Annotated in this window: 30 protein-coding genes; 14 read left to right on the top strand and 16 right to left on the bottom strand. The window is 55.5% G+C overall.

Annotated features, from left to right (window positions below; translation table 11 throughout):
* Positions 1-151 precede the first annotated feature (151 nt).
* Together CFBP4996_RS26380 and CFBP4996_RS26375 are read right to left on the bottom strand one after the other, a co-directional pair.
* Complete coding sequence (locus CFBP4996_RS26380; RefSeq protein WP_137396140.1) at positions 152-1,132, bottom strand: hypothetical protein; 981 nt, start codon at positions 1,130-1,132, stop codon at positions 152-154.
* Between the two features lie 50 nt (positions 1,133-1,182).
* Positions 1,183-1,452 carry a hypothetical protein gene (locus CFBP4996_RS26375; RefSeq protein WP_137396139.1) on the bottom strand — a complete coding sequence of 90 codons (270 nt, stop codon included), beginning with the start codon at positions 1,450-1,452 and terminating at the stop codon, positions 1,183-1,185.
* Positions 1,453-1,544: 92 nt separating this feature from the next.
* On the opposite strand from CFBP4996_RS26375, the gene CFBP4996_RS26370 reads away from it, so the two are divergent.
* Positions 1,545-1,775, top strand: coding sequence for a hypothetical protein (locus tag CFBP4996_RS26370; protein WP_137396138.1), 231 nt, complete (start codon positions 1,545-1,547; stop codon positions 1,773-1,775).
* Between the two features lie 274 nt (positions 1,776-2,049).
* Here CFBP4996_RS26370 and CFBP4996_RS26365 read toward each other — a convergent pair whose 3' ends face one another.
* From CFBP4996_RS26365 to CFBP4996_RS26345, 5 genes are all read right to left on the bottom strand, one after another.
* Positions 2,050-3,840 (bottom strand): calcium-binding protein, encoded by a 1,791-nt coding sequence (locus tag CFBP4996_RS26365; RefSeq protein WP_137396137.1) that lies wholly within the window; start codon positions 3,838-3,840, stop codon positions 2,050-2,052.
* A gap of 631 nt (positions 3,841-4,471) precedes the next feature.
* Positions 4,472-5,095, bottom strand: a complete 624-nt coding sequence (locus CFBP4996_RS26360; protein WP_137396136.1) for a hypothetical protein — start codon at positions 5,093-5,095, stop codon at positions 4,472-4,474.
* 113 nt (positions 5,096-5,208) lie between these two features.
* Positions 5,209-6,015: an AcrVA2 family anti-CRISPR protein gene (locus CFBP4996_RS26355; RefSeq protein ID WP_137396135.1), complete on the bottom strand. Its 807-nt coding sequence runs from the start codon at positions 6,013-6,015 to the stop codon at positions 5,209-5,211.
* Positions 5,993-7,393, bottom strand: a complete 1,401-nt coding sequence (locus CFBP4996_RS26350) for a DUF8535 domain-containing protein (protein ID WP_137396134.1) — start codon at positions 7,391-7,393, stop codon at positions 5,993-5,995. Before CFBP4996_RS26350 ends, CFBP4996_RS26355 begins: the two co-directional genes overlap by 23 nt.
* A 12-nt stretch (positions 7,394-7,405) precedes the next feature.
* On the bottom strand, positions 7,406-7,699 hold the full coding sequence (locus CFBP4996_RS26345; RefSeq protein ID WP_137396133.1) for a hypothetical protein: 294 nt from the start codon (positions 7,697-7,699) through the stop codon (positions 7,406-7,408).
* A gap of 327 nt (positions 7,700-8,026) precedes the next feature.
* On the opposite strand from CFBP4996_RS26345, the gene CFBP4996_RS26340 reads away from it, so the two are divergent.
* Positions 8,027-8,530, top strand: a complete 504-nt coding sequence (locus tag CFBP4996_RS26340; protein ID WP_137396132.1) for a hypothetical protein — start codon at positions 8,027-8,029, stop codon at positions 8,528-8,530.
* Positions 8,531-8,747: 217 nt separating this feature from the next.
* Here the strand turns inward: CFBP4996_RS26340 and CFBP4996_RS26335 are convergent, their stop codons facing one another.
* Positions 8,748-9,566: a hypothetical protein gene (locus tag CFBP4996_RS26335; protein WP_137396131.1), complete on the bottom strand. Its 819-nt coding sequence runs from the start codon at positions 9,564-9,566 to the stop codon at positions 8,748-8,750.
* Between the two features lie 1,033 nt (positions 9,567-10,599).
* Between CFBP4996_RS26335 and CFBP4996_RS26330 the strand changes: the two genes are divergently transcribed.
* Positions 10,600-10,953: a helix-turn-helix domain-containing protein gene (locus tag CFBP4996_RS26330; RefSeq protein WP_137396130.1), complete on the top strand. Its 354-nt coding sequence runs from the start codon at positions 10,600-10,602 to the stop codon at positions 10,951-10,953.
* 37 nt (positions 10,954-10,990) lie between these two features.
* On the opposite strand, the gene CFBP4996_RS26325 is transcribed toward CFBP4996_RS26330, so the two are convergent.
* The 6 genes from CFBP4996_RS26325 to CFBP4996_RS26300 are packed head-to-tail and all read right to left on the bottom strand — an operon-like array spanning position 10,991 to position 14,182.
* Positions 10,991-11,515, bottom strand: a complete 525-nt coding sequence (locus CFBP4996_RS26325; RefSeq protein ID WP_137396129.1) for a hypothetical protein — start codon at positions 11,513-11,515, stop codon at positions 10,991-10,993.
* A gap of 20 nt (positions 11,516-11,535) precedes the next feature.
* On the bottom strand, positions 11,536-11,907 hold the full coding sequence (locus tag CFBP4996_RS26320) for a hypothetical protein (RefSeq protein ID WP_137396128.1): 372 nt from the start codon (positions 11,905-11,907) through the stop codon (positions 11,536-11,538).
* 10 nt (positions 11,908-11,917) lie between these two features.
* Positions 11,918-12,247, bottom strand: coding sequence for a hypothetical protein (locus CFBP4996_RS26315; protein ID WP_137396127.1), 330 nt, complete (start codon positions 12,245-12,247; stop codon positions 11,918-11,920).
* A 1-nt stretch (position 12,248) separates the two neighbouring features.
* Positions 12,249-12,866 (bottom strand): thermonuclease family protein, encoded by a 618-nt coding sequence (locus CFBP4996_RS26310; protein ID WP_137396126.1) that lies wholly within the window; start codon positions 12,864-12,866, stop codon positions 12,249-12,251.
* Positions 12,863-13,486 carry a thermonuclease family protein gene (locus CFBP4996_RS26305; RefSeq protein ID WP_137396125.1) on the bottom strand — a complete coding sequence of 208 codons (624 nt, stop codon included), beginning with the start codon at positions 13,484-13,486 and terminating at the stop codon, positions 12,863-12,865. The genes CFBP4996_RS26310 and CFBP4996_RS26305 overlap by 4 nt, the downstream gene beginning before the upstream one ends.
* A gap of 18 nt (positions 13,487-13,504) precedes the next feature.
* Positions 13,505-14,182 (bottom strand): thermonuclease family protein, encoded by a 678-nt coding sequence (locus CFBP4996_RS26300; protein ID WP_137396124.1) that lies wholly within the window; start codon positions 14,180-14,182, stop codon positions 13,505-13,507.
* Between the two features lie 315 nt (positions 14,183-14,497).
* Between CFBP4996_RS26300 and CFBP4996_RS26295 the strand changes: the two genes are divergently transcribed.
* Positions 14,498-14,941, top strand: a complete 444-nt coding sequence (locus CFBP4996_RS26295) for a hypothetical protein (RefSeq protein WP_137396123.1) — start codon at positions 14,498-14,500, stop codon at positions 14,939-14,941.
* 21 nt (positions 14,942-14,962) lie between these two features.
* Here CFBP4996_RS26295 and CFBP4996_RS26290 read toward each other — a convergent pair whose 3' ends face one another.
* Both CFBP4996_RS26290 and CFBP4996_RS26285 read right to left on the bottom strand, forming a co-directional pair.
* On the bottom strand, positions 14,963-15,466 hold the full coding sequence (locus CFBP4996_RS26290; protein WP_137396122.1) for a hypothetical protein: 504 nt from the start codon (positions 15,464-15,466) through the stop codon (positions 14,963-14,965).
* Between the two features lie 63 nt (positions 15,467-15,529).
* Positions 15,530-15,991 carry a hypothetical protein gene (locus CFBP4996_RS26285; RefSeq protein ID WP_137396121.1) on the bottom strand — a complete coding sequence of 154 codons (462 nt, stop codon included), beginning with the start codon at positions 15,989-15,991 and terminating at the stop codon, positions 15,530-15,532.
* 257 nt (positions 15,992-16,248) lie between these two features.
* Here CFBP4996_RS26285 and CFBP4996_RS26280 point away from each other — a divergent pair, with 257 nt between their 5' ends.
* The 10 genes from CFBP4996_RS26280 (at position 16,249) to CFBP4996_RS26235 (ending at position 24,850) form a co-directional block, all read left to right on the top strand.
* On the top strand, positions 16,249-16,692 hold the full coding sequence (locus CFBP4996_RS26280; RefSeq protein WP_137396120.1) for a hypothetical protein: 444 nt from the start codon (positions 16,249-16,251) through the stop codon (positions 16,690-16,692).
* A 114-nt stretch (positions 16,693-16,806) separates the two neighbouring features.
* Positions 16,807-17,070: a hypothetical protein gene (locus tag CFBP4996_RS26275; protein WP_137396119.1), complete on the top strand. Its 264-nt coding sequence runs from the start codon at positions 16,807-16,809 to the stop codon at positions 17,068-17,070.
* Positions 17,071-17,215: 145 nt separating this feature from the next.
* The gene (locus CFBP4996_RS26270; RefSeq protein ID WP_233283463.1) at positions 17,216-17,875 is read left to right on the top strand and encodes a hypothetical protein; all 660 of its coding nucleotides are present in this window, start codon (positions 17,216-17,218) and stop codon (positions 17,873-17,875) included.
* Positions 17,859-18,350, top strand: a complete 492-nt coding sequence (locus tag CFBP4996_RS26265) for a hypothetical protein (protein WP_137396117.1) — start codon at positions 17,859-17,861, stop codon at positions 18,348-18,350. The genes CFBP4996_RS26270 and CFBP4996_RS26265 overlap by 17 nt, the downstream gene beginning before the upstream one ends.
* A 141-nt stretch (positions 18,351-18,491) precedes the next feature.
* Entirely contained in the window at positions 18,492-19,667 is a 1,176-nt protein-coding gene (locus CFBP4996_RS26260; RefSeq protein WP_233283462.1) for a lytic transglycosylase domain-containing protein, read from the top strand.
* The gene (locus CFBP4996_RS26255) at positions 19,664-20,035 is read left to right on the top strand and encodes a TrbC/VirB2 family protein (RefSeq protein ID WP_137396116.1); all 372 of its coding nucleotides are present in this window, start codon (positions 19,664-19,666) and stop codon (positions 20,033-20,035) included. Before CFBP4996_RS26260 ends, CFBP4996_RS26255 begins: the two co-directional genes overlap by 4 nt.
* Positions 20,004-20,363 (top strand): VirB3 family type IV secretion system protein, encoded by a 360-nt coding sequence (locus tag CFBP4996_RS26250; RefSeq protein WP_233283461.1) that lies wholly within the window; start codon positions 20,004-20,006, stop codon positions 20,361-20,363. The genes CFBP4996_RS26255 and CFBP4996_RS26250 overlap by 32 nt, the downstream gene beginning before the upstream one ends.
* A gap of 3 nt (positions 20,364-20,366) precedes the next feature.
* Entirely contained in the window at positions 20,367-22,889 is a 2,523-nt protein-coding gene (locus CFBP4996_RS26245) for a VirB4 family type IV secretion/conjugal transfer ATPase (protein WP_137396115.1), read from the top strand.
* Positions 22,867-24,039 carry a lytic transglycosylase domain-containing protein gene (locus tag CFBP4996_RS26240; RefSeq protein ID WP_137396114.1) on the top strand — a complete coding sequence of 391 codons (1,173 nt, stop codon included), beginning with the start codon at positions 22,867-22,869 and terminating at the stop codon, positions 24,037-24,039. Before CFBP4996_RS26245 ends, CFBP4996_RS26240 begins: the two co-directional genes overlap by 23 nt.
* Positions 24,040-24,061: 22 nt before the next feature.
* On the top strand, positions 24,062-24,850 hold the full coding sequence (locus tag CFBP4996_RS26235; RefSeq protein WP_137396113.1) for a TrbJ/VirB5 family protein: 789 nt from the start codon (positions 24,062-24,064) through the stop codon (positions 24,848-24,850).
* The last annotated feature ends 3 nt before the right edge of the window (positions 24,851-24,853 follow it).

Raw genomic sequence — 24,853 nt, 5'->3', positions numbered from 1 at the left:
TCTGCTGCCCGCGATGCTCGATCAGCCAGCCTCCGCAAGAGCGGGCGTCACCCGTATGGGCCGAGACGGCGAAGCCGGCTCGGTGCCACAGGCATAGCACGCGGCCGCGCAGCGGCTTGCCCTTCTTTCAGGCCAAACGTGACGTGTAATCTCAGCTGAAAATGCGAAGCAGAGCCTGCAGCAACCGGCCCTTGGGCGTAAGACGCCAGCCGGCGGTTCGGTGGGCATAGCGTTCGCCGATCCGCGCCGCTCTTCTGAACGGAAACGGGCTGTGAGTTTTCAGGAACCGCTCGTAAGCCGGCTTCGTCCAGCCGGGAACCTCCTGATAAATCTCTTCATCAAAATGGATGTCGTCCGGCGAGACGTTGACAAGCCCGGTTGGCGATCGATTGATAACCACCCATTCTCCGGGCTCTACAGCATCCCTGTGCATGTAAGCCGAAGGATCACGGGTGGCGATCATATTGCTGAAATAGAGGACTTCAGCTGCAGGAATCGTCTGCCGCAGCATGATCGGAAAGTGCGGATAGCCTCCGTCGTCACCCCATGAATTGAGGATGTCCATTTCGAACTGGACGGTGGCCTGACCGGTTGCCCGGGCCGCATTTTTCAGTCTCATAACGGTCTGGCCGTAGCTGTCTTGCGCCGTCGGCCGGTCTTGGATGACATTGATCATCCGCTTTAAGTGGACCTCGTTAAGCCCCTTATCTTTCAATAAATTTTGCGTGTGCTGATAGACACTCACCAGCTCATCGCTGATGGCATTGATCCTGGCGGGCGTGAGAATTCTCGCTGCCTCAATGATGATCTTCTGATTCCCAGGCGAAGGCTGGTCTTCAAAAACCCGATCCGGAAAGAACGGGAACCGGTGGACGCCAAAAGCTTTCTGCACGAAGAACGTCAGAAACGCGTATCCGACGCCCTTCGTCCAGGTGAATCCGGGGAAAGCTTTCTGCTGCAAGCCATCGCCATAGGTAATGCATGCATAGAGGAAATCGTCTTCGATCTTAAAAAGACGGTTTCCCATCACCTTGATCGGGAAAAGCTGGTTCTGGTTTGTCGTTTTCCCAAGGATTTCGGCCCTTTGAGATCTATGATCCGAATGTTCTGCGTAGTCGGGATGAACCTGCATCTATCGTCCGTTTGGCCTTTGTCGGCGTGGTCGAGTTTGTCGAAATTTGATCAGAGGGGCGGAATGCCGTGTGCGATCTCGTCGTCGAAGCGAGCTATGTCCCGTGGATGCACGTCCATGCCGTGACGGACGCAGGCATAGAGAAACAGGAAGAGCACAACCCACACGCCGATCGCGGCGTCAGGGGCGAGGATGAACGGGATGAAGGACGCGGTGAGGATGAAGTAGAAGATCCCGACCGGGATGCCAAAAGCGATGCGATTTGGGTGAATGTAATTGCTCACTGCGCCACCTGTTTTAGCCCGAATGAAACGACCCATTCAGAATAGCTTCTCACGCGGCAGTTGTCGAATAATTCTAGTGCAGTGAAATTTTTAAGGGTCCAGCAAGAGAAAATTTGTAGCATTTTTGCATGTTGGAAGAGCACGCCGAAGAAGCCATATCAATCGCTCCTGAAGAGCGACGTATGTTGCAGCGTGCATTCGACCGAATTTGCAGCCATCGCCGGATTATCAAGGGTACGGGCCGCGCCGCGAACCTAGCGATCGATATTATCGACATGTATCATCGAGGATACCGTACCGAGCGTCGGCTGGTGGATTTGTTCATTTTCGCGTGGGAAATGCCGTTCGACGACAAATGAGCTCAAATATTCACCGCAGGCGCAGTGCCAGAAAAGCGACGCAACTAAGGAGTTTGGGTTTGATGACGGCAATGAGTGGCTCCCGCGCAGTAGATCCTTTTGGTCCGGCGCCAACGCATGATGCGGCGCTATATGCGTATTGGCTGCGTGAGCGTGGCGCTCTCCAAGCGGATTTCGATGCGAAACTGGGTATAGTGCGCGATTCTCGCGCGTTCGAGTTCAAGGAGAAAGCGAACGAATGGCGCATTGGCTACGACAAGCGCCTATCCGGGGCTCATACGTAGAGCGTCCAGTCAGGGGTGGACGTCGTAAGGCCAGCCAAGATCGCAGTCGCTCCATCGGCATAATTCAGGCGAAGGCCCTCACTTGTATCTGCATATGAGGTTCGGCCAGAACCATTCGTAAGATGATCGATCCCGAGTACGAAGTCGGTGATCAATGTCTGGTTTCCGCTGCCATAGACATAGAACCAGTCTTCGCCGAGTCCGCCGGAGACCGTGTTGAAACCAACACCACCAGTTAGCGTGTCGTTGCCTTCTCCTCCAAACAGGAAATCGTCACCAGCACCGCCGTAGAGGCGGTCCTTCCCATTCTCGCCCCAAAGATGATCATCGCCATCATCACCGGAGAGATAATCATCTCCGTCACCACCAGAAAGGTGGTCGGCGCCTGCATCGGCGTAAAGATTATCGTTGCCTTCATCGCCGCGCAGGGTGTCGTCGCCATCGCCGGCATAGAGGCTATCAGCCCCGATCCCCCCGACAAGAATGTCATTCCCTGCCTGCCCCCAGAGGCTATCGTTACCGGCGCGCCCCTCGATCTGATCGTCTCCTGAGCCGCCTTGAATATTGTTTGCTGCGCTCGACCCCAGAAGGGTATCGCCTGCTTCGCCGCCGACGACATTCTCGACGTTGATAACCGCTATTTCGCGGATACCGAGGACTCGACCGTCTTCCAGATCGACATGAAGTTGTTCGACCGCATCACTTAAGTAGATGGTGTCAGTGCCGGCGCCGGCGTCGATGCTGTCGATTTCCTGGGCTGCGAGCGATCCATAGAAGGCAAAGCCGTCATTCTGGCTCGTCCCAATGACGTTCTCGATCGAGCGCAGCGAGCCCCAGTCGTATCCTGAATAGACGGAGGTTGAGCCGGCTTCTGCCTGAACCTGGAGGCTCTGAGCTAGTGCGGAGAAATCCGCTGTATCGCTTCCCGTCCCGCCGTGGATGAAATCCCCATCCATGGCGGTGAAGAGAAATGCATCATCCCCCGCCCCACCATCGAAATAGTCGCTGTGACCATTAACGGCGATCGTATCGGCGCCGCCCAGCCCCATGAGAAGAACCTGCGTCTCAGGGGAGATTGCATTGTCAATCGACAGGTGGTCTCCGGAGTGGGTGCCAAGAATAAGATAAGAGCTGGCGATCTGATCGGGGAAGAGTGCCGGCGAACCGTCGGCAAGAAGTTGTTGGAACGATTCCGACCGAATGACGGATTGCCATTGGTCCGCAAGAGCATCGCTCTCGAACGTGGCATGAAACCACATCTTGCTATACAGCCATGCGCCGTACGTTCCCTGCTGCAGGCCAGCCTCTACGAGCATGTTGTCCCAGGTTTCGGGGCCGAAGGTTTCGACTGGCGCATAGGCTGTCCAACCGTTGATGGAGACGCCTTCCCCTTCGGGGACAGTGCCGCCAAGATTTCCGAATACCTGCTGGTGATAGTTTCTTATCGGCACATACCCTAAGTCAGGATAGGTAGTTGTGCCATCCGGCTGAGTTATGGCTGAAGCGGCTCGGGCGGCGAGATCGGCAAGCATTAGTCCATTTCCGATAGCAGCCCACTGTTGAGGGGAAACAGAAATGCCCTCCTGCTCAGCAACCGTCATGAAATAAGCGTTTGCGACTCTGCCGCTAATTTGGTCCTCAAGGACCACGCCTAGGGCTAGGTTTCCATAGGTGACGCCAAATTCGGCGAGCTTCGTATAGTAAGCGACCCGAGCGCCACTTTGTCCGCTGTTTGCAATTTCAGATAATTCGTCAAATTGGTCCTGAGTTAATGATGGCATTAGGGTTTTACCTCGCGAAAGTTATCAATGAGATCAGTAGACCGCGCGCGAAACTCTCCGTAGCGCTGGAGGTATTGTCGCCCGAAAGTTATCGTCCATCTTTGGCCGTCACGATCAAATCGGAGGCTGCAACTCGCATTAGGGAAGACGGGCGGATTGGGTCTTGTGCATTCAAGGACCCCAAGAGGCATTGTAGATCGGTCTTGATCTGGGATGATAATATCGAAAGACGACCCCATTTCCTGAACCGTAAACTCGGGCTCAATGCGGTACGTTCGCTCTATCTGTTTCCACTTGGTAAGTTTTCCGCTTGGCGACCCGTCCCATTGACTATCGTAGACGGCGCTAATGGGCGATCGCAGAGGCTCGATCAGAATGTTGACGTTATCCGTCCAACCGGGTCGATCCCGCTCAAGCGGTCCCCAGTCCGACAGCCGCGCTTGCAGGAAGAGATCACCCTTTGAGTCGCCTTCTGCACGGAACGCCTTTGGGACGCGGTAGGTCACAGAACCTGCTTGGACGATGTCGAAATCATCGCTTGCGGCCGAAACCAACGCGATCGAGGCAAGAACCGTTAATCCAATGGTTGCGATGCCAAGGAAGTTGCGCGTAGAGCCGTTTCTAGAGCGCATTATCGAGGGACCTCTCGAAAACTGTCAAAAAGGGTAGTGGCCCGCCCGCGGAATTCGGCGTAGCGGTGGAGGAATTGACGGCCGAAGGTGACAGTCCAGCGCTGGCCGTCCCGGTCGAAAAGCAAGGCGCAACTAGCGTTGGGAAAGACCGGGGGATTGGGGCGGGTGCATTGCATGAGACCGAGTGGCATCGTTGCACCGTCCTGGTCAGGAATGACGATATCGTAGGTCGATCCCATCTCCTGAACCGTGAAGTCAGGCTCGATGCGATAGGTCCGCTCGATCGTTTTTGATTTCGTCGGCGCGCCGCTCGGCGTCCCGTCCCAGAGGGCATCGTATTGCCCTGCTATGTCCTGGGGCTGCGGTGTGATGAGGACATTGACGTTATCCTTCCAACCCGATCGATCGCGATCAAGTGGCCCCCAATCGGCCACGTGGAACTGAATGAAGATGCTGTCGCCCGACTGATTGCTCGTGCGATATTCCTTTGGGATCCGATATTTGATCGGGCCAGCTTGTACGCGATCGAAGTCTTCGCTCGACGCGACCTTGACCTGGGCAACCGTAATGCCCGTGAGGATAACGATCAGGGAAACAGCGGGGCGGCGAAACAGTCGTTTCATCTATAACCTGAGAAATAGCTTCAGCTTATAGGTGCGCGGACAACCCGGTATCTGTCAACAGGTTGTAGGAGAAAAATTCTAACGCAGTGAAATTTTCAACCCTCCAGGAGAGGCTAGATATTAACTCGAACTGCCCTAGGCGGCGGCGGCAGGTCCCCGTCTACGTTTACCCAACACGGCTCGACTGGGATGATTCGCCCGTCCGCAAGAGTGCGCGTGTGGCCGCGTCGCCAATGTGGAATGACTGTCTGACCAGATGATCCGTCATGGTCTGATTTGCTCATGTGATTGGCGCGCACGTCGATAACGATCATGGAGCGAATAGGCGGCCTTCCTTTCCTTTCTCGCTGCTTATTGAGACGATCGGGAGCAGGTTCGTCACGACGGATTGCTTGTCTGGTCGAAAGCGCACCGATAAGGGCGGCGACCACACCGAACCCATTATCGGTCATAAGCGCGCCGGCATCAGAGTTGACGTTGCCGACCAAGACGCGCTTGTGATCGCCGATGACCTTGTGACCGGATTGATTGACGAAGACCAGGCCGGTCTTGTTTTTCGTTTCGAACATCACCTGCATGGACAGGGCAATGACCTTGCCATCCACTGCGCTTTTCACTCGCTCGCAAAAGGCCGCGAAATTGACGGTCTCCTGTAGAATCTTCTGAGACCAGGAGACCCAAAAGAAGTCGTGCGGTAAGGGCGCGATCTCGGCGTCCCACAGGTGATTTGAGAAGTCGATGAAGACCTGAAGAGTTTCGTCGGTCTTGTCCGGATCGATGAAACTGAAGGAAAACTCTACGGTCTGAGGTGCGCGTTCTTCGATATAGCGAGCGAGTTCCGCCGGCTCCTCTGGCCGCCAGGGCTCGAGCGAGCGAAACTTGTTATCCTTAAAATACTCAAGTGCGGTGTGAAGTCGCATTTTGATCCGATGGTGCCTGCTGGTGACTGCGTGACGAACGCCGGGAATGATCGAGCACCCAATATTGCAACCTCTGCCCGGTTTCCTCGGCCCGAGCGGGAGCGAGGTCGGCCGGGCGGATTTCGAATATCGGCCCGATGTGGCGCATGCGCGGAATCGTCTTCTCTTTCGCCTGTTTATACTCTTCCGTTTCCATGCCGAACGCCTCGACGATGAGGTTCATCGGCTCATAATTTCCATGAACTGTCTCGAGCACAAAGTCGGGGCGACAGGGGCCAAGCGGTGTATCTAAGGCAAAAAGGGGTTTGATTATCTTGATGCGCAGCTGTGGAGCTGCTTCGAAAAGCGTTTGCTGAAGCCAGAACAGGAGGTGCGAAACGTCACGTTCAAATCCGGATTCGACGGGGAATAGTGTGTCGCCATTATAGACCGGTTGTGCGTAGGCCTGAATTGCGCGGATCGGACCCTCGTCATTCTCTTGGAAATCGACATTAAGGATGGTGAGGAAGGGGCCTCGGTTTGCCGGGTCGCCTCTGAGTGGCTGGCGGACCTTGGAATGGATGTCGATCTTACGGGAGTCCGACGCCGGCGAGATGGCTTTGGCCGACACGCTCGGTGAGTAGAGGAGCATGAAACCAGTTCGGCGCAGAGTCGCAGGCCAATCTGAGCGGGATTTGTCGAGCAGCTGCTGCCAACGACTTTCGGCATTCCAGTAGTCGGCCGCCCATGTCGACATAAGTGCTCCGAGCGACCAGGTGCGAAGAACTTTCAGCTCACGAGCGACGTGGCGCAGCTTGTTGATCTGGCCGGCGAGCCCATATTCCGGCCGGTCTTGCAAAGGCGGCACAACATTGACGCTGGCCTTGTCGATCAATCGCCAAAGTACGGCGCCCAGTTTTGATGGCCTGTCGTTCCGCTCGACTGTACGGGTTTCCTCAGGACCTTCGAGGTCGGCCAGTCTGTCTGGTATCGCGGGTAGAGCGTCGATATACGTCCGATCGCTATTGGGAACGGGGCGTAGATTGTATCCGCGGTCGAAAAGGGCGGGGGTCGCATCTTTGTCGACATGGAACGGACATGTATCGACGTGGTTAGGCCGGTCTTCCTGCTGGTGAGGATCTCCGATCTTTGCCACGAGTCGTCGCAACGTGAACGTTTTCTCCTGCTGGATCGGTGCAAGCAGGGGGCGGAAATTGCTCGAGAGGCAATCGCACTCGATCCAGCCATCCATGGTTCGAGCGCGTTTGATCACGGCCAGGGCGATGCGCTCATCCTCATCGGTGCTCGAATGACCGTACCAGGCCCGCAACGCCCTGCTTTCCCGCTCGGTGATATTTCCGAGTTCGTAAGAGGGTGTGTTGCGAAGGACGATGCGCATAAGATTCTTCGTTCAGTAGCCCATGAGCCAGATGCGATAGCCGAGATACCCGACGCAAACGGCAATGGCGGCAGCAACGATGGTTTCGATCCAGGACCTAATGTCACGAAATCCACCCTTTCGAACGCGAGCGCCCTCGATCGTCGCGGTGATGTAGATGAAAACCGGAACGGCAAGCGCATAGCCGAGTGTCAGTGTGTCGTCGATCAGGACTTTGAAAACGGCAAAGACCACAACAAGAATTGTCGTGTTGATAAGCAGGCTCTTGAGTTCAAAGCTGTAGTGACGAGAGATCGGCAGCGCCATCGGGGTCTCCGTTGAGATGAAGGCTTCAGGTGATTCTAGCGGGGGTAGAATCTAATCGCAATCCGGAAGACGGCAGGAGAGCGGGAATGGGCAGCGCCCGTTCCCCAAAATAAACAATGAGCATACCAGGCGAAGGCCGCACAGCGGCTGGCGCCAGTTCGCGCACCGCTTGACCGGTTAAAAGGGCAGCCGCAGGAGGTTTAGCATAGCGCCGCCCGGAGGGCGGAAACCGGGATCGACTGCCCCCGGCAAGCGGTTCCGTCTGGTCTTGCCCGCGATCGCGCCCTAACGCATGCTCTCGTTGTGGAATTGAGGGGAGGGGAAAAAATGGCTTCAAAATCGTCGATCGTGGGAGCCGCGGGCGAACATTACGTTATGTGTCAGCTCTTGCGGCGAGAAATGATTGCGGCACTCGCGCCGGCAGGTGTGCCTAACTGTGACATTGTCGTCACCGACGATATTGGCGATCGCCTCTGCGCAATTCAGGTGAAGACGCGCCAGGACAAAGGCTCTGATGGCGGCTGGCACATGAGCAGGAAACACGAGAACATCCAATCGCCGAACCTGTTCTATGCGTTCGTGGACTTCGGGAAGAATCTGACCGATCACCCAACATGTTATGTCGTCCCGAGCGCCGTCGTCGCTGACGTCATCCAGCGATCGCATCAGGCGTGGCTCTCCTCACCAGGTAAGATGGGGCAGGAGCGCAAGGACACCGATTTCAGGCGATTTCTCCCGGATTACGAAAAAACCGGCGTCATTATCGGATGCGGGGTCGGCTGGCTGGATCCGTATCGGGAGGGATGGTCAGTCCTGACGGCGATCGTATAAAGACGGCCGCATCTTGCCGGCGGGCCGCGCGGTTTCCTTTTGCCCGCGCCGCGCCCACAAGGGGCCGCTTGGCGCGGGCATCATGGTCAATTCGCTAAATCCATCCGCGCCCTCAGGTTCTGCTTGATTTGCGCAGCCGGTCCCCTCAGGCTTTTCTCAAAAGCCCCTTTCGACGGTTCCGCGGGTAGTTTGGGTTGTTGTTTGACGCTTTCAGCCGTCAGCCGGTCGGTGGTTTGCGGCTAGCAAACCGCTGAAAGCGGCCCGGAGGGCCATCCGATCGGCTGTAAGAAGGCTGTCCGTTTATCTTTTTAGTACCGAAGGTTCCTGAGGACTCCGGTTTTTTGAACCCTATCGGATAAAATTTAAGTCCGAGGTTGGGGCGGAATTTTCGAATCCAGCCAAGCCACTGAGCACAAACAATCTTGATGACATTGGTGAGGTTCTTCGCCCGCCACTGCGGTCTTTCCTGAATAAGCAGCAATCCAAGGTGACGAGCTTTGCGGAGTGTATTCCGCACTGTCGTAACACCGACGCCGGCTCGATCTCCGATCTCTTTGACGCTCGAGCTGCATGCATTGTGGTGGCGATAATCCGAAGCGACGATATAGAGCACGGCGCGCTCGCCCTCGGTGAACCTGTCTCGGACATGCGGGGGAAGGGCGGCCATATCGCCCAGGCGTCGTTTGCGCGCCCATCTGACCGAGCATCGAGAGCCCGATGCCGCGTCTTCGCGGGAGCGACCTGATTTCGTCCGTTGAGGAAAGTAGCTGCGCGTCGGCGGCATCCGCTTTTCGCGCGCTTCATCGAGAGAGGTTTTGAGAGTGGCAGATTCGTGGCTGAGCTGGTCTGCCTCGTCATCGCTCAGATGGCCGTGACCGTGGGTCGTCCAGAGTAGCTTGTTAAATTCGGGGATCTGCTTTGCTGCCGTTATGGAGGCAAGCAATTTGGCCAATTGCCCATAATACATGCTCATCCCGCTTGCCCTGGCGATAGGCAAAGCGGGGCCGTGGCGCTCAGGCGCGAATACTTCGTTCATCCGACACTTCCCCATTCTGGGGCCGCGTAGGCAAAAGTTCACTGGTGCGGAAAACCGTATGATTTTCCGTTGACAGCGATCAGCGATTTTGGGAAAGTGGCTTCAACAATTGCGAAGTAGTAGCCACTCTCCTTCTACAGAAACCGTTCAAACGTTGGCGCGTTTGAGCGGTTTTCGCTTTTTAGCCCGATGCGGCCATTTCCATCCTCTCCAGGTTAACTACTGACCGCACGAAGGCGGTCGGTGAGATCAAGCGGTCGAGGAAGCGCAAGACATGCGCTATCGACCGCCAGAACGACGGTTGGAGCAGTTGACGAAATGAGGGGAAATCTGTAGGAGTGTTATTGGGCATTTTTGACCTACAGACCCCGTGGAACACCCCTGTTTCGCGGGGTTTTCTTTTGCTCAAAACGGCTGGCTCACTCCCATATTTCGATTCGGTTGATTCGACTGGGGTGTAATTTTGCACAAAAGGAATCTGCCGACAACACGTGATAGGTAATTGGTATACCATCGCGACCGCCACGGAACTAATGTGCGCCCCGGTTCCCCTTATGCCGTGAGTCTAGTTCCTATTCCAAGCACGATTGCCTCTGCGGACCAATCGGCAGTTGCCCATGGAATTTTAGGGGTATATCAGCAGTTGGTAATTGACGGGTGTCCGCGAAAATTCATAAACAATTTTAACTTTTTTAATTGCTGAATCGATTAATCCCTCTAATGAGTTAGGGGCAAATAGCCCAAAGTGACTAGGGAAAAGCTGAATCACTTCAAATAGCTAGAAGTCGCTGGCCTTGAAGTGCGCGTCGATCCGAGTCTATTATGACAACGAGGATAACGTAAACGTGAGTGATCAGGCCGCGGAAGGTTTCGACCAAAACAGGCTTGGTTTAGTTTGTATCTCAGCGGAAATCGTGAGGGCGAATAAATGGCGGCGAGGAGGCGTGCCATTATGAAGACTCTGGGTTCCTACAATAATGCGAATCGACCGGGGTCTCTCATCTGGCACCTAGTCGAAAAGGTGAAAATATAGATGCCTCGGTTCAAAGGCGAGAACACGATCGACGTGGCGACCAAGAAGGACCTAAGTGAACTAACTCACCAGGAAATGCTATCGATTGGCCTCGAACGGATTAAGACCGAGCGCGGCTGGAAGAACAAGGACTTGGCAGCTCACTTGGGTGTGACAGAAGGCTATATGTCAGAGGTTGTCCGTGGCAAGCGCGACATCAAGTTGACGATGCTGGACAAGATGACCCGAGAACTTGGGGTATCCATCAAGGATTTATTCGAGGTGTGCCAAGAGGAAGTTAAGCCAGCGAAGCAACGGAGCGCTCGCAGAGCAAAAAAAAAGATGACTGAACGTCATCTTTCGCAGGGGTTATAACGGCGAGCTCGTATACGAGTACGCCGCTTTTTAATGGTCAATCGTTGAGGTTGAACCAGAAGCGCTGCTTTACCCCTTTATCGTTCGGGATGTCGAAAAAGTATGGGTCAGCTCGTCGTGGACGAGGGCTGTAGACGGTCTGGATGCAGCTTTCTCGACTGTCGCTGCTAAAGCGGCGAAAGTTTTGATTCCTTCCGTTCTCACAAACATTGACGGTTTTCACGCATTGGTCCTGCTCATCCCGGCCGAAATTGTTGTCGTACCCGGTATTGCGCGAACCGGGTTTAGATCCTTCAGGGCACGCCTCGAAAACCTCGCGGCCGGGCGATCCAGCTTTTGCCTCATGGCAAATAGGCCAGTCAAATCCTGGCTTAGCCATAGCCGAAATCAGTTTTTGCATCGGAGGAACGCAATAGGGAACGCCGTGCCAGGATGGATTGCTGGACGCTGCGCACAACAGGACCTGGCAGCCCCACGACGCATCTTCAGCCTGCGCCGGCGTCGCGGCCCAAAGCGCGCCGGCGGACAATAATGCAGCGGATAAAATATTAGTCCCTTTCATTTCCCTCTCCTTCAAATGCATCAGTGAGTTTGAGTCCAAACGCCGTCGATCTTTGCGAAGGAAAGCGTTCCGGCTTCTTTCGATCCGGCGAATGAGCCGGTCGTCGTCGTGATGGTCCCAGTGCAAATAACGCCGGGAGCAACGGGATGCTGCTTGCACTCAGAGATTTTCATTGCACGGCCAGATTTCTGTATCGCGGCACTGGCCTGTTCATCAGTCGGGATATCGAGCTTCGGCGGCTGTGCCGCTGCAGTCTCGAGGAGGGTGACCTTCTGCTCAAGCTCAGTAATCTTGGCGCTCATGGTCATGTTGCTGAACTGATAACCAGCTCCGAATCCAACCATGACCGCGATGGCGGCCGCGATCCCTGCGGTAGTATACGATGCGCTCATTCTTCCACCCTCAATAGCCTTCAATACCAAGGCGCTTGAGAATGATCGTTGGATCCTTCTCGCAGTCCTTTTTCCAATCACGGTGCTTGGCGCAGGCGTAAGCATATTGACTGAGATCCGCGGACGAGAGATCAGCTAACTTGTTGCCGATATCTTTCCACTCCTGCACCTCAACCGGGTCGCAACCCGCGCCGCCTGCGCCGCAAAAGTCAGGATCACGTTCTTCAACCTGCTTTTGGGTGGCTCCGTCTTGTACCGCCGACTGGGACATAGCCGAGATGGGGGCGGTCGCCAGAATGAACGCGCTTGCCGCGACGGCGGCTTTAAGCAAATAGTTCATATTAGCCTCCTTGGGGTGTTGTCGGGGGTTGGGGAGATTCGGTGACCGGCGGTGGAAGGGGCAGGCCGGGGTAAGTGTCCGGAGGCTCGTCAGCTTTCTTTTCCTCTGCAGGAGAAGCCACGTAGAGCCACGGCGGCAAAAGATCTTTGCTGGACCAGACTCCATAGCCAAGTCCGCGAGCCTTACGCTCGATGTCGAAATATGCCGGGACCTGTGGTTCGTTTCTGTAGTTGAAGGCGTATCCGATGCCTTCCGCGATCGCGGTTGCCGCCAGATTTGTCTCGCCTACAAAACAATGAGCAATCAGATTCTTGTTGGCGTCTCGAGCGATCGGCGCGCAGTTGACGTCGCGCTTTAGCGTCCGCAGGATCATCCAAGCTCTTGCCACCTGGCCCGCTGGCCACTCAATCCCATCGCTCGTCGCCATCTGTTCAATGCGGGAAGCCTCGTAGCCCGCGAGGCGAACGATCTGACGCCGATCCTTAAATTCGAGAGTCGTTCCGTCCACAACCTGCACTTTGCCGTAGATCTGACGCGGGACGTCCACCGACCGGCTCTGAGCCGAGGCCGCGCTCGAAAGGCCCAACATCAATCCAACGGCAAGGGCGGCGGTTCTCATTGCTGTTGCGCCTTTTCCATCAGAACAGAGACTGGATGAGGTAGGTCGGAATAGGCCCACAATCCTACACGTGCGCTTCTGGCCGTCTCCTCTGCGACCCTGTAGCCCGGAACGATCAGCTGACCCGCACCGTCGACGGCTGCAAATCCCCACCCTTGAGCGATGATGTAAGTTGCCAGATCGTATCCGCGCTGCCCAGTTGTTGTCTGGCACACGACGACGGCATTGTTCTGATCTAGATCCTTGACCGTGGTGCAGACGGGCTTGGTGTCACGAATGAGCGCCTGAGTCATGATCAGGTTCAATTCGCCGCAGTCTCTTACTACGCCCTGAGAAAGCGTCACTTGCGTTCCGCGAAGGCATGTTTGCAAACCGTAGAGCCGATATCTGCGGCCGTTAGCTACCCACGTGTCTCCGGTCTCGAATTGTGCTGTTGTCGGAAACTGAGTGAACTCTTGCTGCGGAGCGGCTTGCTTCGTCTGGGGCGGAGGAGCCTGTTGGGCCTGTACCTGAATGACAGGAGGAGGCGAGGGGGGTGCTTTCATCTGCTCGGCGAGCAAGCCAGGCATGATGTACATGCCTGCGTACAGGCCAGAAGCTGTGATCGTCGTAATCAGCATGAATAGTCGGATCCGCATTCAATTCGTTGGATTGGCACGATAACGCTCCCCGTAGGGATGCTTGAAATATGGGTTTGCCCAGATGCCGGTTTTAGCAAGGCGCGCTTCGTCTTCTGCTTTTGCATATTCAGGGAAGATAGGCCTGCCTGCTCTGTCGCGGGCGGCAAACACTACCCCCTTCCTGATCATCGTCTCAGAGAGAGACTGCACTATGTCGTTCTCAGTGAAGAAACATTCCGCAAATCGGACGTTGGGGCGGCCCGAATTCTGACCGACAAAATGACACGGGAACGCATCGCCGGCGTCAGCTTGCGCCTGCTTTAGACTGGCTGTCATTCCGGCGAGCGAGATCATGGTGCAGGACGCCTTGTTGCCCATGAAGTCCAGTTGTTCGGTCGACAGGCAACCTTGAATACCGACTAGTTTGACGACGTCACTGCTGGCATCAAGGAAGGAGTTTCCAGTCAGCGCGCTAACTGGTTTCACCGTCTCCAGCCTCAGATCGGTTGCGATCGAGGCGATGTTCAGCCCCGCCTGTGGGGCTGGAATCAGGTCCCGCCCTTGCGCAAAAGCGCTTTGATAATAAGTGACAAACTTGGCGGCCGCGGCGTCCTGCGCCACCGCCTGGGCCGCAAAAAGTGCGCCCGTCAATGTGAGAAGGAGGAAGGGGGGCGGCCGCCGTGCTTTTGTGTCCATCGCAATCGTGATCCGTTAGCTGCGTCGGAAAATGCACCAAATGATGGTGTCCGTAAACACCAAATTATTACACGCCACTAGAATATGGCGGGTATGTCAATCTTCCACTGCGTCAGAATATGGTGGTAAAATAAAAGCGGGTCGACGAACACAAAGATTGAATTACCAGGCATGTGCCTGATTGAGGCCGCAGTCACTGGTTCGAGGAATTTTTTAGGAAGTGGCTATTTATCTTCCACTGCGGTAGAATTATGTGGATCGAAAGGCAAGCAATGCCCCATCTGAATTGGGCCGGCTGAAGAGGAAAAGTGAGCAATGGCAGCTTACAGCAAGGCAATCAGGGTCGTAACGCTACCGTTCCGCGCTGTCTGGACGGGATTCCTTGTCGTGAACTTTTTCATTGTCGCTGCCGCCGCACTCCTGGTCGGAGCGTTCTTGGCTTATTGGCTGGCGCTGGCCTTCTTTTACTTCTTCCTGCCGGAGGTCTGGACCGAATCGTTATGGTCGTGGGCGTCTGGCCTGTACGCTGAGCATACCTGGTTCAAGGTCAGCACCATCGCAGCCTTCGCTCTGCTCTTAGGCCCCCTCCTTTGGGCGACCGGCGAACATCGAACTGCGTCCCAGATCAAAGAAGATGAAGAGCGGGATAGGCGAGTCTCTTCTGATATAGCAGCTCAGCAGTCTCTACGTCGTGAAGCTGACCGGAGAGCCGCAAACGAACGGAGCCGTGTTGAAGCCCATAAGAGCTTATTCGGATAACCTCGTATTGCCTTGGGCCGCTCACATTTGTTTTCGGCGAACGTGTTGTCTCTTTGACAAGACGACTGCGCTGTAACCGATGAGCCCCGCGAGCGCGGAAATGGCGAGGCTTAACAGAGTCAGCCAAAATAGCCACGTCAGCAACTCTGCGAACAGGCTCTCTCGCCGAGAGAGCCTGTCAATGCTCAATAGAAGCATCGTTAGGGGTAGCGTCGACAGACACACAGCCGTGGCGCTGCGCTCCAGTCGGTCTCTTTCGCGCTCGTCCCACTGGCTCATCATAGAGCGAGGGCGCGGCACAAAGGTCGTAACTGCTTCCCAGGCGAATGAAGAAACTGCCAACGGGCTCAATGCAAAGAGGAACCCGATGGTGATATAAAGCCAGAGGCTGATGTCCGGCCAACTGCAGAGCCAGTTGCCCGTCAGTATCGTGAAAACCAAAGCAACCAAAAATAATGCCAGCCGGCCGAAGAAGGTTCCTGCTGAAGCTGGAGTTCGCGTTGGCATGGTCACGACTTTGAGCATCTGTCCGCTCTGATCGGTATGAGCAATGAAGTGGGCAGTCGCGTCAGTTCTTTCATGAGCTTTCTATGAAATTATAGCTGGCCTTTTGCGCACGAGAGCCAGGTCGAACCCGGTCATCTGGTCCTCGCGCATACGCGGGACGATGATCGGCTGAATGCATGTCGTCAACTCCGCGAGCTCGCCCAGGGAAAGCTTGGGCTCGATCCCGAAGGGCGATGCGTCTTTGTCAAATTCATCCTTGTTGTCATCTGCGAAGACGATCGCACGGCTGGCGAGAAACTGGGATTGGTTGATCTGAAACATCGCTGTCCAGTAAGATTCGGTATCCTGGGCGTCGTGCCAGATCAGATGCCGGTGTCCTGCGAGATCGATATGGAGCGTGTGAAGAGTGCGCGCTCCAAGTAGTTGCCGGAGCTGCAATTGCGGGTGATGCTGATACTGATCGACCGGATCGAAGATGGAAACAGGGCCGATGGTGGCATTAAGTGGGTCAATGAGGAAGCCGGTGTAGCGGTTCGGTTTCATGGGAGCGCTCCGAAAAGGAAGAAGGGCAGGCAAGGGCCTGCCTTCCCTTTCGGTGATGCGGGGTTGGCAAAAAGCGCCCGGTTGTCGGGGCGGGTGCGCAACGCGGTTGCACCCTTGGGTGCGACCGATTTGCTGCATTCGCGCCGGCGAGCAGGCGCTTTGCGACGGCAAGGGGGAAGGCCCCTTGGGGTCGCGTTCCTTGTCGGTCGCAGACGCATCCAGGCGGACGAGGCGAGACCTTTTAGGACGGAGGAATAGTGTCCGGAACAAATGCCAAAAATACATTGCTGCTGAAATCAAACCTCGTGCTTATCGAACGGGTGGTCCATGCCACACGGACGGTCATTAGGGACTATCGTGTGGAGCTGACGCCCTTTCGCGAAGGTCAGCTTGTCAGTGCCGTCTACGAAGAGATGGTCACAGACGGCGCGCTGGATCTGAGCTATGAGGAAGTCTTGCGGCGCGTTGAAGAAATGTTCCGTGTCAGCAAGTGGAAGATGGAGGCAAAGGAAGCTGAAGATTGGCCGGGGCCGAGTCCGTCATGGATGATGGAGACGACGGCGGATGAAGCTAGCTTCAAACAAGCAAAGTTCTGGTCGTGGCTGGAGGGGCATCGACGAGGCATTGCTTGGTTCCTCGCTGCGGCGGCCATCGCCATGGCCGTGGTGATTGTCCAGATACTCAACCATCGTTGGACCTGAGCGTATAAAATCCAGTGCTCGCGACGGAGGGCAAGCCAGCGTTGTAAACCTCTTGAGTTTTCAATTATGCGCCGCTAATAATTACAGCCGAGTAGAAGAAAATAGCGGCTTTTCATGGTGCAGGACAGCGGAAACTCATCAGGCAGTGAAGAGCAGTTTGGTCGCGGAGAAGTCTGGGAAATCAGCGCCGAAGGCGTTTCACCGGAGATTCTTGATCTGGCCAGCGCTTGGCTGAATGCCGGCAAGGGAGATCCTTTGGCGGCATTGATTCTGATGAGTGAACGATTGCTGACCTGGCGCACATTTTCGTCACACGGAATGACCCGGGGTGCCCTTCAAGTATTTCCGGAACATGTGGAGAGGGATGGGGGCGAATGAAGCTGTTTCGGGCGGGGGCGCCTCTGTGACGACGAGAGATCGATCGCTTCTGACAAAGGAATGGTACGTCGTGCCCATTTCGGTCGATTGCGCCGGATGCGGGGCACAAACCCGATCGGGTGGAATTGTGGTTGGCCCATCCAGCATGACCAATACCGCTTCGTTTGATCTGGACGGCGCCATTCTCAAAGAGCCATGGCAGCGGCTTGATTCGTTCGCTTTGCTAGAGAGCATTGCCGGGCGGATCGAGAATGTCGAAAGATTCATTGTTAAACGCTATCACAGCATGTTCGCGGTGAAGGATGGGGGGCTGAAATCCCTATGCGAGCATTGCGGCGACAGTCTTCCAGCTCCGCTGCTTCGAACGGCAGCAATGAATGGCTTCGTCCGCCTTGGGCAAAAGAGGCTGGTGAACAACGAAGGTCTGATGATCTTTTCGTCCAAAGTCGCCTTGACGGAATTTCATGCAGGAACGTGGATCGAGGACGGGGGGCTGCGAGATGGCGGATATTCGCTGTTGCTCCTAGGCGATGCTGAAGATGGACAGGGCGGGACCGGACTCGTCGAGATTTGGCATAATATCGCCCGCAACGAATATGCGATGGCCATCAAAGGGCATGAGGGTGATGAGCTGTTACAACTCGCCCTTTATGAGAATGTCGAGCACATCGTCGATGATATTGCCGGCGTCGGACTTGTCCTGACGCAGTTGCATCTGGCCCACGATGAATCACCGTTCTGCGATCTTGCCCGCGACCTTTTCCTCGAGGCGCTGAAGCGCTCAGGCTATGAACAAGACGAATAGGAGAGTTGTTCCTTTGACTAACCGTATGACCTTTGTTTTTGGTATTGGCTCGGCAATTCTGTTGTCGGGATGCGGGGCAGGCGTTCAATCCACGCGCCCATTGCCAGTTGCACCATACTCATATCTGAGCCTCAACGCCTGCAAGACATATGGCAGCAACATTGTGGAATGCCAGTTGGATTATGGGGGCAGTTTTGGCCGTCAACGATTAGGGCCAGTACAGCAGAAGTCACGCCCGGCCGGAACCGGCAATCAAGACTATCAGTATCAAGTTTCATCATGCATTTCTATGGAACGCGTTCAAAGACAGCTGCCGATTTATCTTTGCGAAATCTACGGCGCGAGGTCTGGGGCGGATGCCGGTTCGGTATTTGTAAAAGGCGGTACTGCAGTTCGTCTTGCAAAGGTGCTGGGGGATCCGGAACAGCTTCGGTACCGTTGGAAGCCTGACGTTTGGTCACGAGTACGGGATTGATTCACCTGCGAAAACGGGTTGCGTGTGCAGCTGCATTTTTACAACAAAGTCGAGGGTAATGACGATTTCCGGTTGATTTTTGGCTTGGAATGCGATTCAAAATATTCTACTACGCTGTAAGAACTCTCGGTAGCAGAACCTATGGATCGCAGCTCGTTGGTGCATGTGACATTGTCGAAAATTGCATGCTCGCGGCGAGTCAAACTGGCTGCCGCGACGACTGCGTTCGTCATGACGAGCTTTGCTGCTGTTTCCAATGTTGGGGATGCAGCACACGATTCCCGGGTAAAGGCTGTGCGACCGAAGCCTGTGACTGCGGCTTCTTACGGGCCGATCAAGGTGAGCGTCTCACGCTCTGAGCCTGCTGAAAAAGCTACCGGTATGGTTGCGACCACGCCGACAACGTCTATCCCGCCGCTCGATTTGGCCAGCTTTAACGGGGATCGTTTTGGCGAGCGGATGGACCGTCCGGATAATGCTTTCGTCGGTACCGGCGAAGGCGTGTCGTCGCTGAATGGGGCGGAAAGTGTAGTCGTTGCATATGCTCTGGATGAGCCCCTTGGTACCGGCCGTCGAGAGCAGGCCGTGCGGTCATCGATTGAAGTGTTCTCCTATGGGGTCATGGGCGAGGAAGCTGCCGAGCCGGCTGGTGAGGATCGGGCGGGAGTTGTTGCAGGTGCAGGGAGAGAGCCTCGGCCGGATTTGCTCGCTGGCGTGCCCCCGGAATATGCCGGACTCGTTACAAAGATTTCCGCCGAAGAGGGAGTCGATCCGAATCTGATGCTCTCGATCATGCGCGTGGAAAACGCCGACTTTGATCCGACGAGCGTCAGCCCGGCGGGCGCGATTGGGCTGATGCAGGTCATGCCCAAGGTCGGAGAAGCGTTTGGCGCGGCCGATCTTGCGGATCCTGAGCAGAACGTGAGGGCAGGGGCGCGGTTTCTTCGCGTCCTCGTGGACAAGTACAGGAACCCGGTGCTGATCGCCTCTGCCTACAATGCGGGCGAGCCGAAGGTGGATGTTCGTCGATCCGTTCCGCTCATTGAGGAGACGGCGGATTACGTCACCCGTGTAGTCGGGTTGTACACGAATACGAGCACGACTGACGAAGTGTTCCAGATCGGTCGGAGTGCTGGTGTAGTGCCTGCGGCGAAAAGATCGGGTGCGCGATCCGGACGAGCTGATCGCGCGAAGTCGCCAATGCTCGTTTTTTCAGTTGGAAGCACGGTCGACGTTAGCGGGCGTGTGGAACAGGAGAGTGGGCAGGCTCACGTGAGTGGCCCTTTGAAGATCAAAAAGGAAGAGGTGATTCAATGAATATGATTGCGGGGACGATGCAGGCTGTTGCCGTCTATGGCCGTGCCGCTTGGTATTCGACCAGGGGACGCAAGGTGATAACCAACGGAGCTATGCTCGCGGTATCCACCATGATCCTGTTGGTCAGCCAGTTTGAACCGGCCGCGGCTCAGAACCTTGATGCGCTGCAGCAGGCAGCTGATCGCCTTGTTCAGTTCTTCGTTGGTCCGTTCGGTCGCTCTGTCGGCGCCATCGCGTTTATCGGGATGTTCCTTGCTGCGGCCTTCGGTTACTGGTCGTGGGGAGCACTCCTGCGCGTAGCAGGCTGCCTTGCCGGTATGTTCGCGGCGGCAGAGCTTGTCGATTTCCTGGCTGGTGGCGGCGCTTAAGGCCATGGCGGCTGGAAGCAACCAGTCCGACGGGGACGACTATATAGAGTCGCACCCCGTCATTTTGGCTCTAACGCGGCCTCCGACGGTCATGGGCATTCCGTACACGTATTTTCTGGCGGAATGCTTCGTGTCGCTCATGGTGTTCATGATCCTGGGATCCATTCTTTGGTTCCCAGCTTCTTTCGTTGTTCTTCACGGCATTCTGTATGTGCTGACCGTCAAGCTTGACCTCTGGTTCTTCGACATTGTCGGGCGCCTGAGCATGTGCGGGGTAAATCCTTTGGGCCGAAGGCTCGGGGGCGGCATTCGAACTTACGGGGTTTAATTTATGAATACGATGGCACGAGCTTTGAAGGGATCGCTGACGAAGGGGTGGGAGATCTTCGCTGACCGGAGCATCGCCACCCACGTTCCGTTCTACGTGCCTATCGAAAATGGCATCATCCGGTTGAAGAATGATTGCCTTGTGACGACGCTTCGGCTGAACGGCTTTTCTTTCGAGACTGCGGACATTGAGACGATCAATATGCTGCAGCGGCAACGCAATTCTGCTTTCCGCGCCATCTCGTCGATCGGGAATTTTTCGCTCTACACTCATGTTGTTCGTCACAAGGTCGCGCCGTCCTTGCCCTCGAATTATGCGGATCCGTTCATGCAGCGGATGGATGATGTTTATCAGGCCAGCATTTCGAAAAATGAGATGTTCGTGAATGACACCTATGTGTCTCTTGTCGTTCGTCCGTTTTTTAAGAAGGGCTCCGCACTATCGCGAGTGATGGGCATTGGCGGAAGTGTGGTTCGGAAAGAGCAGTTCCGTGCCATGCGGGATAAGCTCGTGGAAGCCACCCGCGCGCTCGAGAAGTCCCTAGATGCTTATGGCCCGAAGGTGCTGCGTGATGTGCAGCGCGTGGAGGTCGACCTTGGTAGCGGCAAGAGGATTTATCGCGACGTTTCTGAGGACATGGTTCTTGAAGACGGCGCGCGCAAAGTTTGGTTCTCTGAGCAATGTGAATTCTTCTATACGCTGCTCAATGGTGGCCGGGTACGACCGATCCGCCTTGGAAACACTCCTATCGATGAGCTGCTCCCGGCCAGACGTACGTCGATCGGAAACCGCATCATTCATTTGCAGGGCGATACTGCTGTCGATGATCGCTACGCCGGAATAGTTTCCCTGAAGGAGTATCCTCCGGAAACCGGCGCGGGGATGCTCGATTATATCCTCAAGCTGCCATTCGAAATGGTCGTCACTCAGTCGATGTCATTTATCGACGACATGGCGGCACGTAGTCGGATCGAAAGGTTGGACCGCCAGCTATCCAAGGCTGACGAGGGCGGGTCGAGCGTTCAGGCGAACCTTGAAATCGCGCGCGACGAATTAGCGCGTAAGCGTGTAGCGTTCGCGGAGCATCACCTAACGATTATGCCGATAGCGAGGACAACGGCGCAGCTCGATGACGCCGTCGCCCTGGTGGGCAATGAGTTGGGCGCTCTTGGAGCGTCATATGTCCGTGAAGACCTGAACGCTGAGCCGGCCTACTGGGCGCAGTTGCCCGGCAATCAGGCGTACATTGCTCGGCGCGCATTGATTTCGACGTTGAATTTCGCCGGCATGAGTAGCTTTCATGCTTATCCCTATGGAAAGCCTGACGGCAACCACTGGGGGCCAGCGGTGACGATCTTTGAGACGACATCCGGCACGCCGTTTTTCTTCAATTTTCATCAGGGTGACGTGGGGCACACCACGGTGTTCGGCCCTACCGGCTCGGGTAAGACCGTGATCATGGCTTTCATGATCTTGCAGGCCTATCGAGTCAGTCCGCGGCTGAAGACTGTGGTGTTCGATAAGGACCGGGGCTTGGACATTATGGTCCGGGCTGCCGGGGGAACATATATGTCTCTCGAGCCAGGTGAGCCGTCCGGGTGGAATCCTTTGTTGCTCGACGACACTGAGGAAAATCGGGTTTTCTTGTATCGCCTGTTGAGCTTCATGTTGAAGCCACCGAAAGAAGGCGAAAGCCTCACTCCGCAGGAAGAGGCGATTATTCGCAATGCGATCAAGGCCGTCCTGAAAACGAAAGATAGGTCGTATCGGCGGCTTTCGTCGCTTCGAGCATTGCTCGGTGGTAGCGAGCGAACTGAGGGGAGCCTGATTGCCCGTTTGGATAAATGGGTGGATCAAGGGCCGTATGCCTGGCTGTTCGATAATGCCGAGGACACTTTGGACATTACGAAACCGATGATCGGTTTCGATATGACGTCGATTCTGGATGAGCCTACGGTTCGCACAGCGGCGCTTTTGTACATGTTCCATAGGCTGGACGGGATCTACGACGGCAAGTCGCCCATCATCAATCTGATGGACGAAGCATGGAAGCTGCTGGACGATGACGAGTTCAAGCGCACCATGAAGGATTATTTCAAGACTATTCGTAAGCGCAACGGGCTTGTGATCTTCGGTACACAGTCAGCTGACGACGTGGTTCAGTCCAATGTGAGCCGGACGATTATTGAGCAGACATCAACCAACATCTTCTTCGCGAACCCTAAGGCAGATGAGAGCTCCTACATGGACCATTTCGGCTTGTCTCGCGCAGAATTTGACTGGGTCAAGAACGGCGATCCGAAGTCGCGCTTTATGCTGATCAAGCACGCGAAGGATAGCGTCATCGCTCGCGTAGATATGTCTCATATGCCTGAATTTATTAAAGTTTTGTCGGGCCGCGAGGAAACTGTCCGCGAAGTTGAAATGCTGCGTGACGAGTATGGCGACGATCCGAAGAACTGGCTGTCTAAATTCTGTGATTGGAACGTGGATGGAGATGGGGATGATAGACGTAAAGCTACCTAACCGGGCGGTCGCTGTAGGTTTGGCGATCTGCACAGCCTTGTCCCCCTCGGCCGTGTTGGCACAGGTTCCTGTAATCGACAATGCTCGGGTGAATATCCAGCAGAAGACGGCGGGCTGGTACACCACTTATGAGGCCGATACGAAGAAAGTGAAGGGGGCTTCTGGCGGTACAACGGACAGTTTCGCTCCGGGGCAGGGATCTGGCTCACCGCTCGATTGCAGTGCCGAAGGGATGTCGGGCGATACCGCACCGGCACCAACGTCGAAGCGTACGCATAGCCAGGAAGAAGTAGCCCAGATGGTTCGAGAAGAGGCGATTCGGCAGGGTGTAGATCCGAACTTTGCGATGGCGATCGCGGAGCAGGAGTCGCGCTTTAGACAGTCGGCACGTTCGCCCGTCGGCGCGACCGGAGTGATGCAGCTGATGCCTGGAACTGCCGCGGAGCTTGGTGTCAATCCTTACGACACGCGGGACAATATTCGCGGCGGGGTGAAGTACATCAAGAAGCTGCAAGGCATGTTCGGGGACAGGTACGACCTGATTGCGGCAGGTTATAATGCCGGGCCACATCGCCAATCTCTACGCGAAGGGCGCGTTCCTCAAATCGCTGAAACACAGAACTACGTGAAGAAGGTCACCGGCTACTACAATCGGAATAAGGCGCAGAATGGCGATCAAACCCCGACAGGGACGACACCTGAGCCGGAAACCGTTGGCTATAGCAGCGGATGCGGTGAGCAACTGAAGAAGGCCTACGATCGCAATACGGAGGCACAAGCCGAACGCGGCAAGGTCTGGAACGAATTCGTGCAGAAGTCGACCGAAGCTAACCAGCAGTATCTGCAGCGTCTGCAGGCTGGATTGATGTCATCGTCGGCTTCCTTGCGCGGAAGTGGCGGTGGCAATGCCAATGAAAACAATGGGGCGTTGGTGATGGCGGAAGTGCGGTGCCCGTCGACCGTCATCAATACAGGAGGAACGCGCTGCTATGCCGTCCCCTCGACCGCAACAACAGACGAGATCCAAGGCTGGCTCACCGACTTGCAGGAGATGGCGAGGTTGAAGGGTGAATCGGCAACCTTCGCAGTCATCGAAGATCCCGCGTTAGGACTTGTAACGGTGGTCGATAATCGACCGGTAGCGCAGTAGAATTGAAAGAGAGGAAAGGCAAATGAAGAAATTCATCTTGGCAGGCGCATTCAGCGTTCTGGCGATGTCGTCGGCATATGCGCAGGTCCCCGTTACGGACGCCGCAAACATTGCCATCAATGAGCAGATCAAGCAGCTTTCGGCTCAAATTCAGCAGGATACATCGGTCGTAAAAGACAATACGACCAAGACTCTGCAGGCAATTACCGGCGATCGGACTCAGGATGCAAACCAGTTTGCATCGCTGGCGACCGGCAATGGTTTCAGCATGGGGCAGGCTCCAGACTTCAATAGCATTTTGTCAGGGAACTCGGCCGTCTTTGGCGGTATTGGCGGCCAATTCCAGAATTCTGCTGCCAAGTTGATCAACGGCTTGAATCTGGTGAAGATGGTCGCTGATGGGGCCGGCATTGATCTCTCTGGTGCGAATCAAGCGTACTCGCAGGGGATCAATGCGTTGACGACGATGACTGCGCTGACCGATGCGATGAACACGGCGACAAAGGATCGGCAGAACTCCTTCCAGCAGGCGACTCAGGAAATCGGGAAGGCGACGGATCTCAAGGGAGCATTGGAGCAGAATACGCAGATGGTTCTTCAGGGAAACCAGACTGCGAACGAAGCTGTCGGCTCCTTGAACAACCAAGTCATGATGCTTAACCAGCAATATAAGGCGGCGCTCGCCACATCGTCACAGAATTTGCGGACTTTTGCTCCGCTTCCGGATAGCGTCATTCGTGGCGGTGATGAACAAGCCAGTGGATCGTCGGTTCGTGATCAGCTGCAAGCCTTTGAGGAACAAAATCAGTGAGGA

Source organism: Agrobacterium leguminum (genome assembly GCF_005144435.2).
Lineage (GTDB): Bacteria > Pseudomonadota > Alphaproteobacteria > Rhizobiales > Rhizobiaceae > Agrobacterium > Agrobacterium leguminum.
Note: the sequence above shows the minus strand (reverse complement) of the source record. Positions and strands in the feature narration are given on the sequence as shown.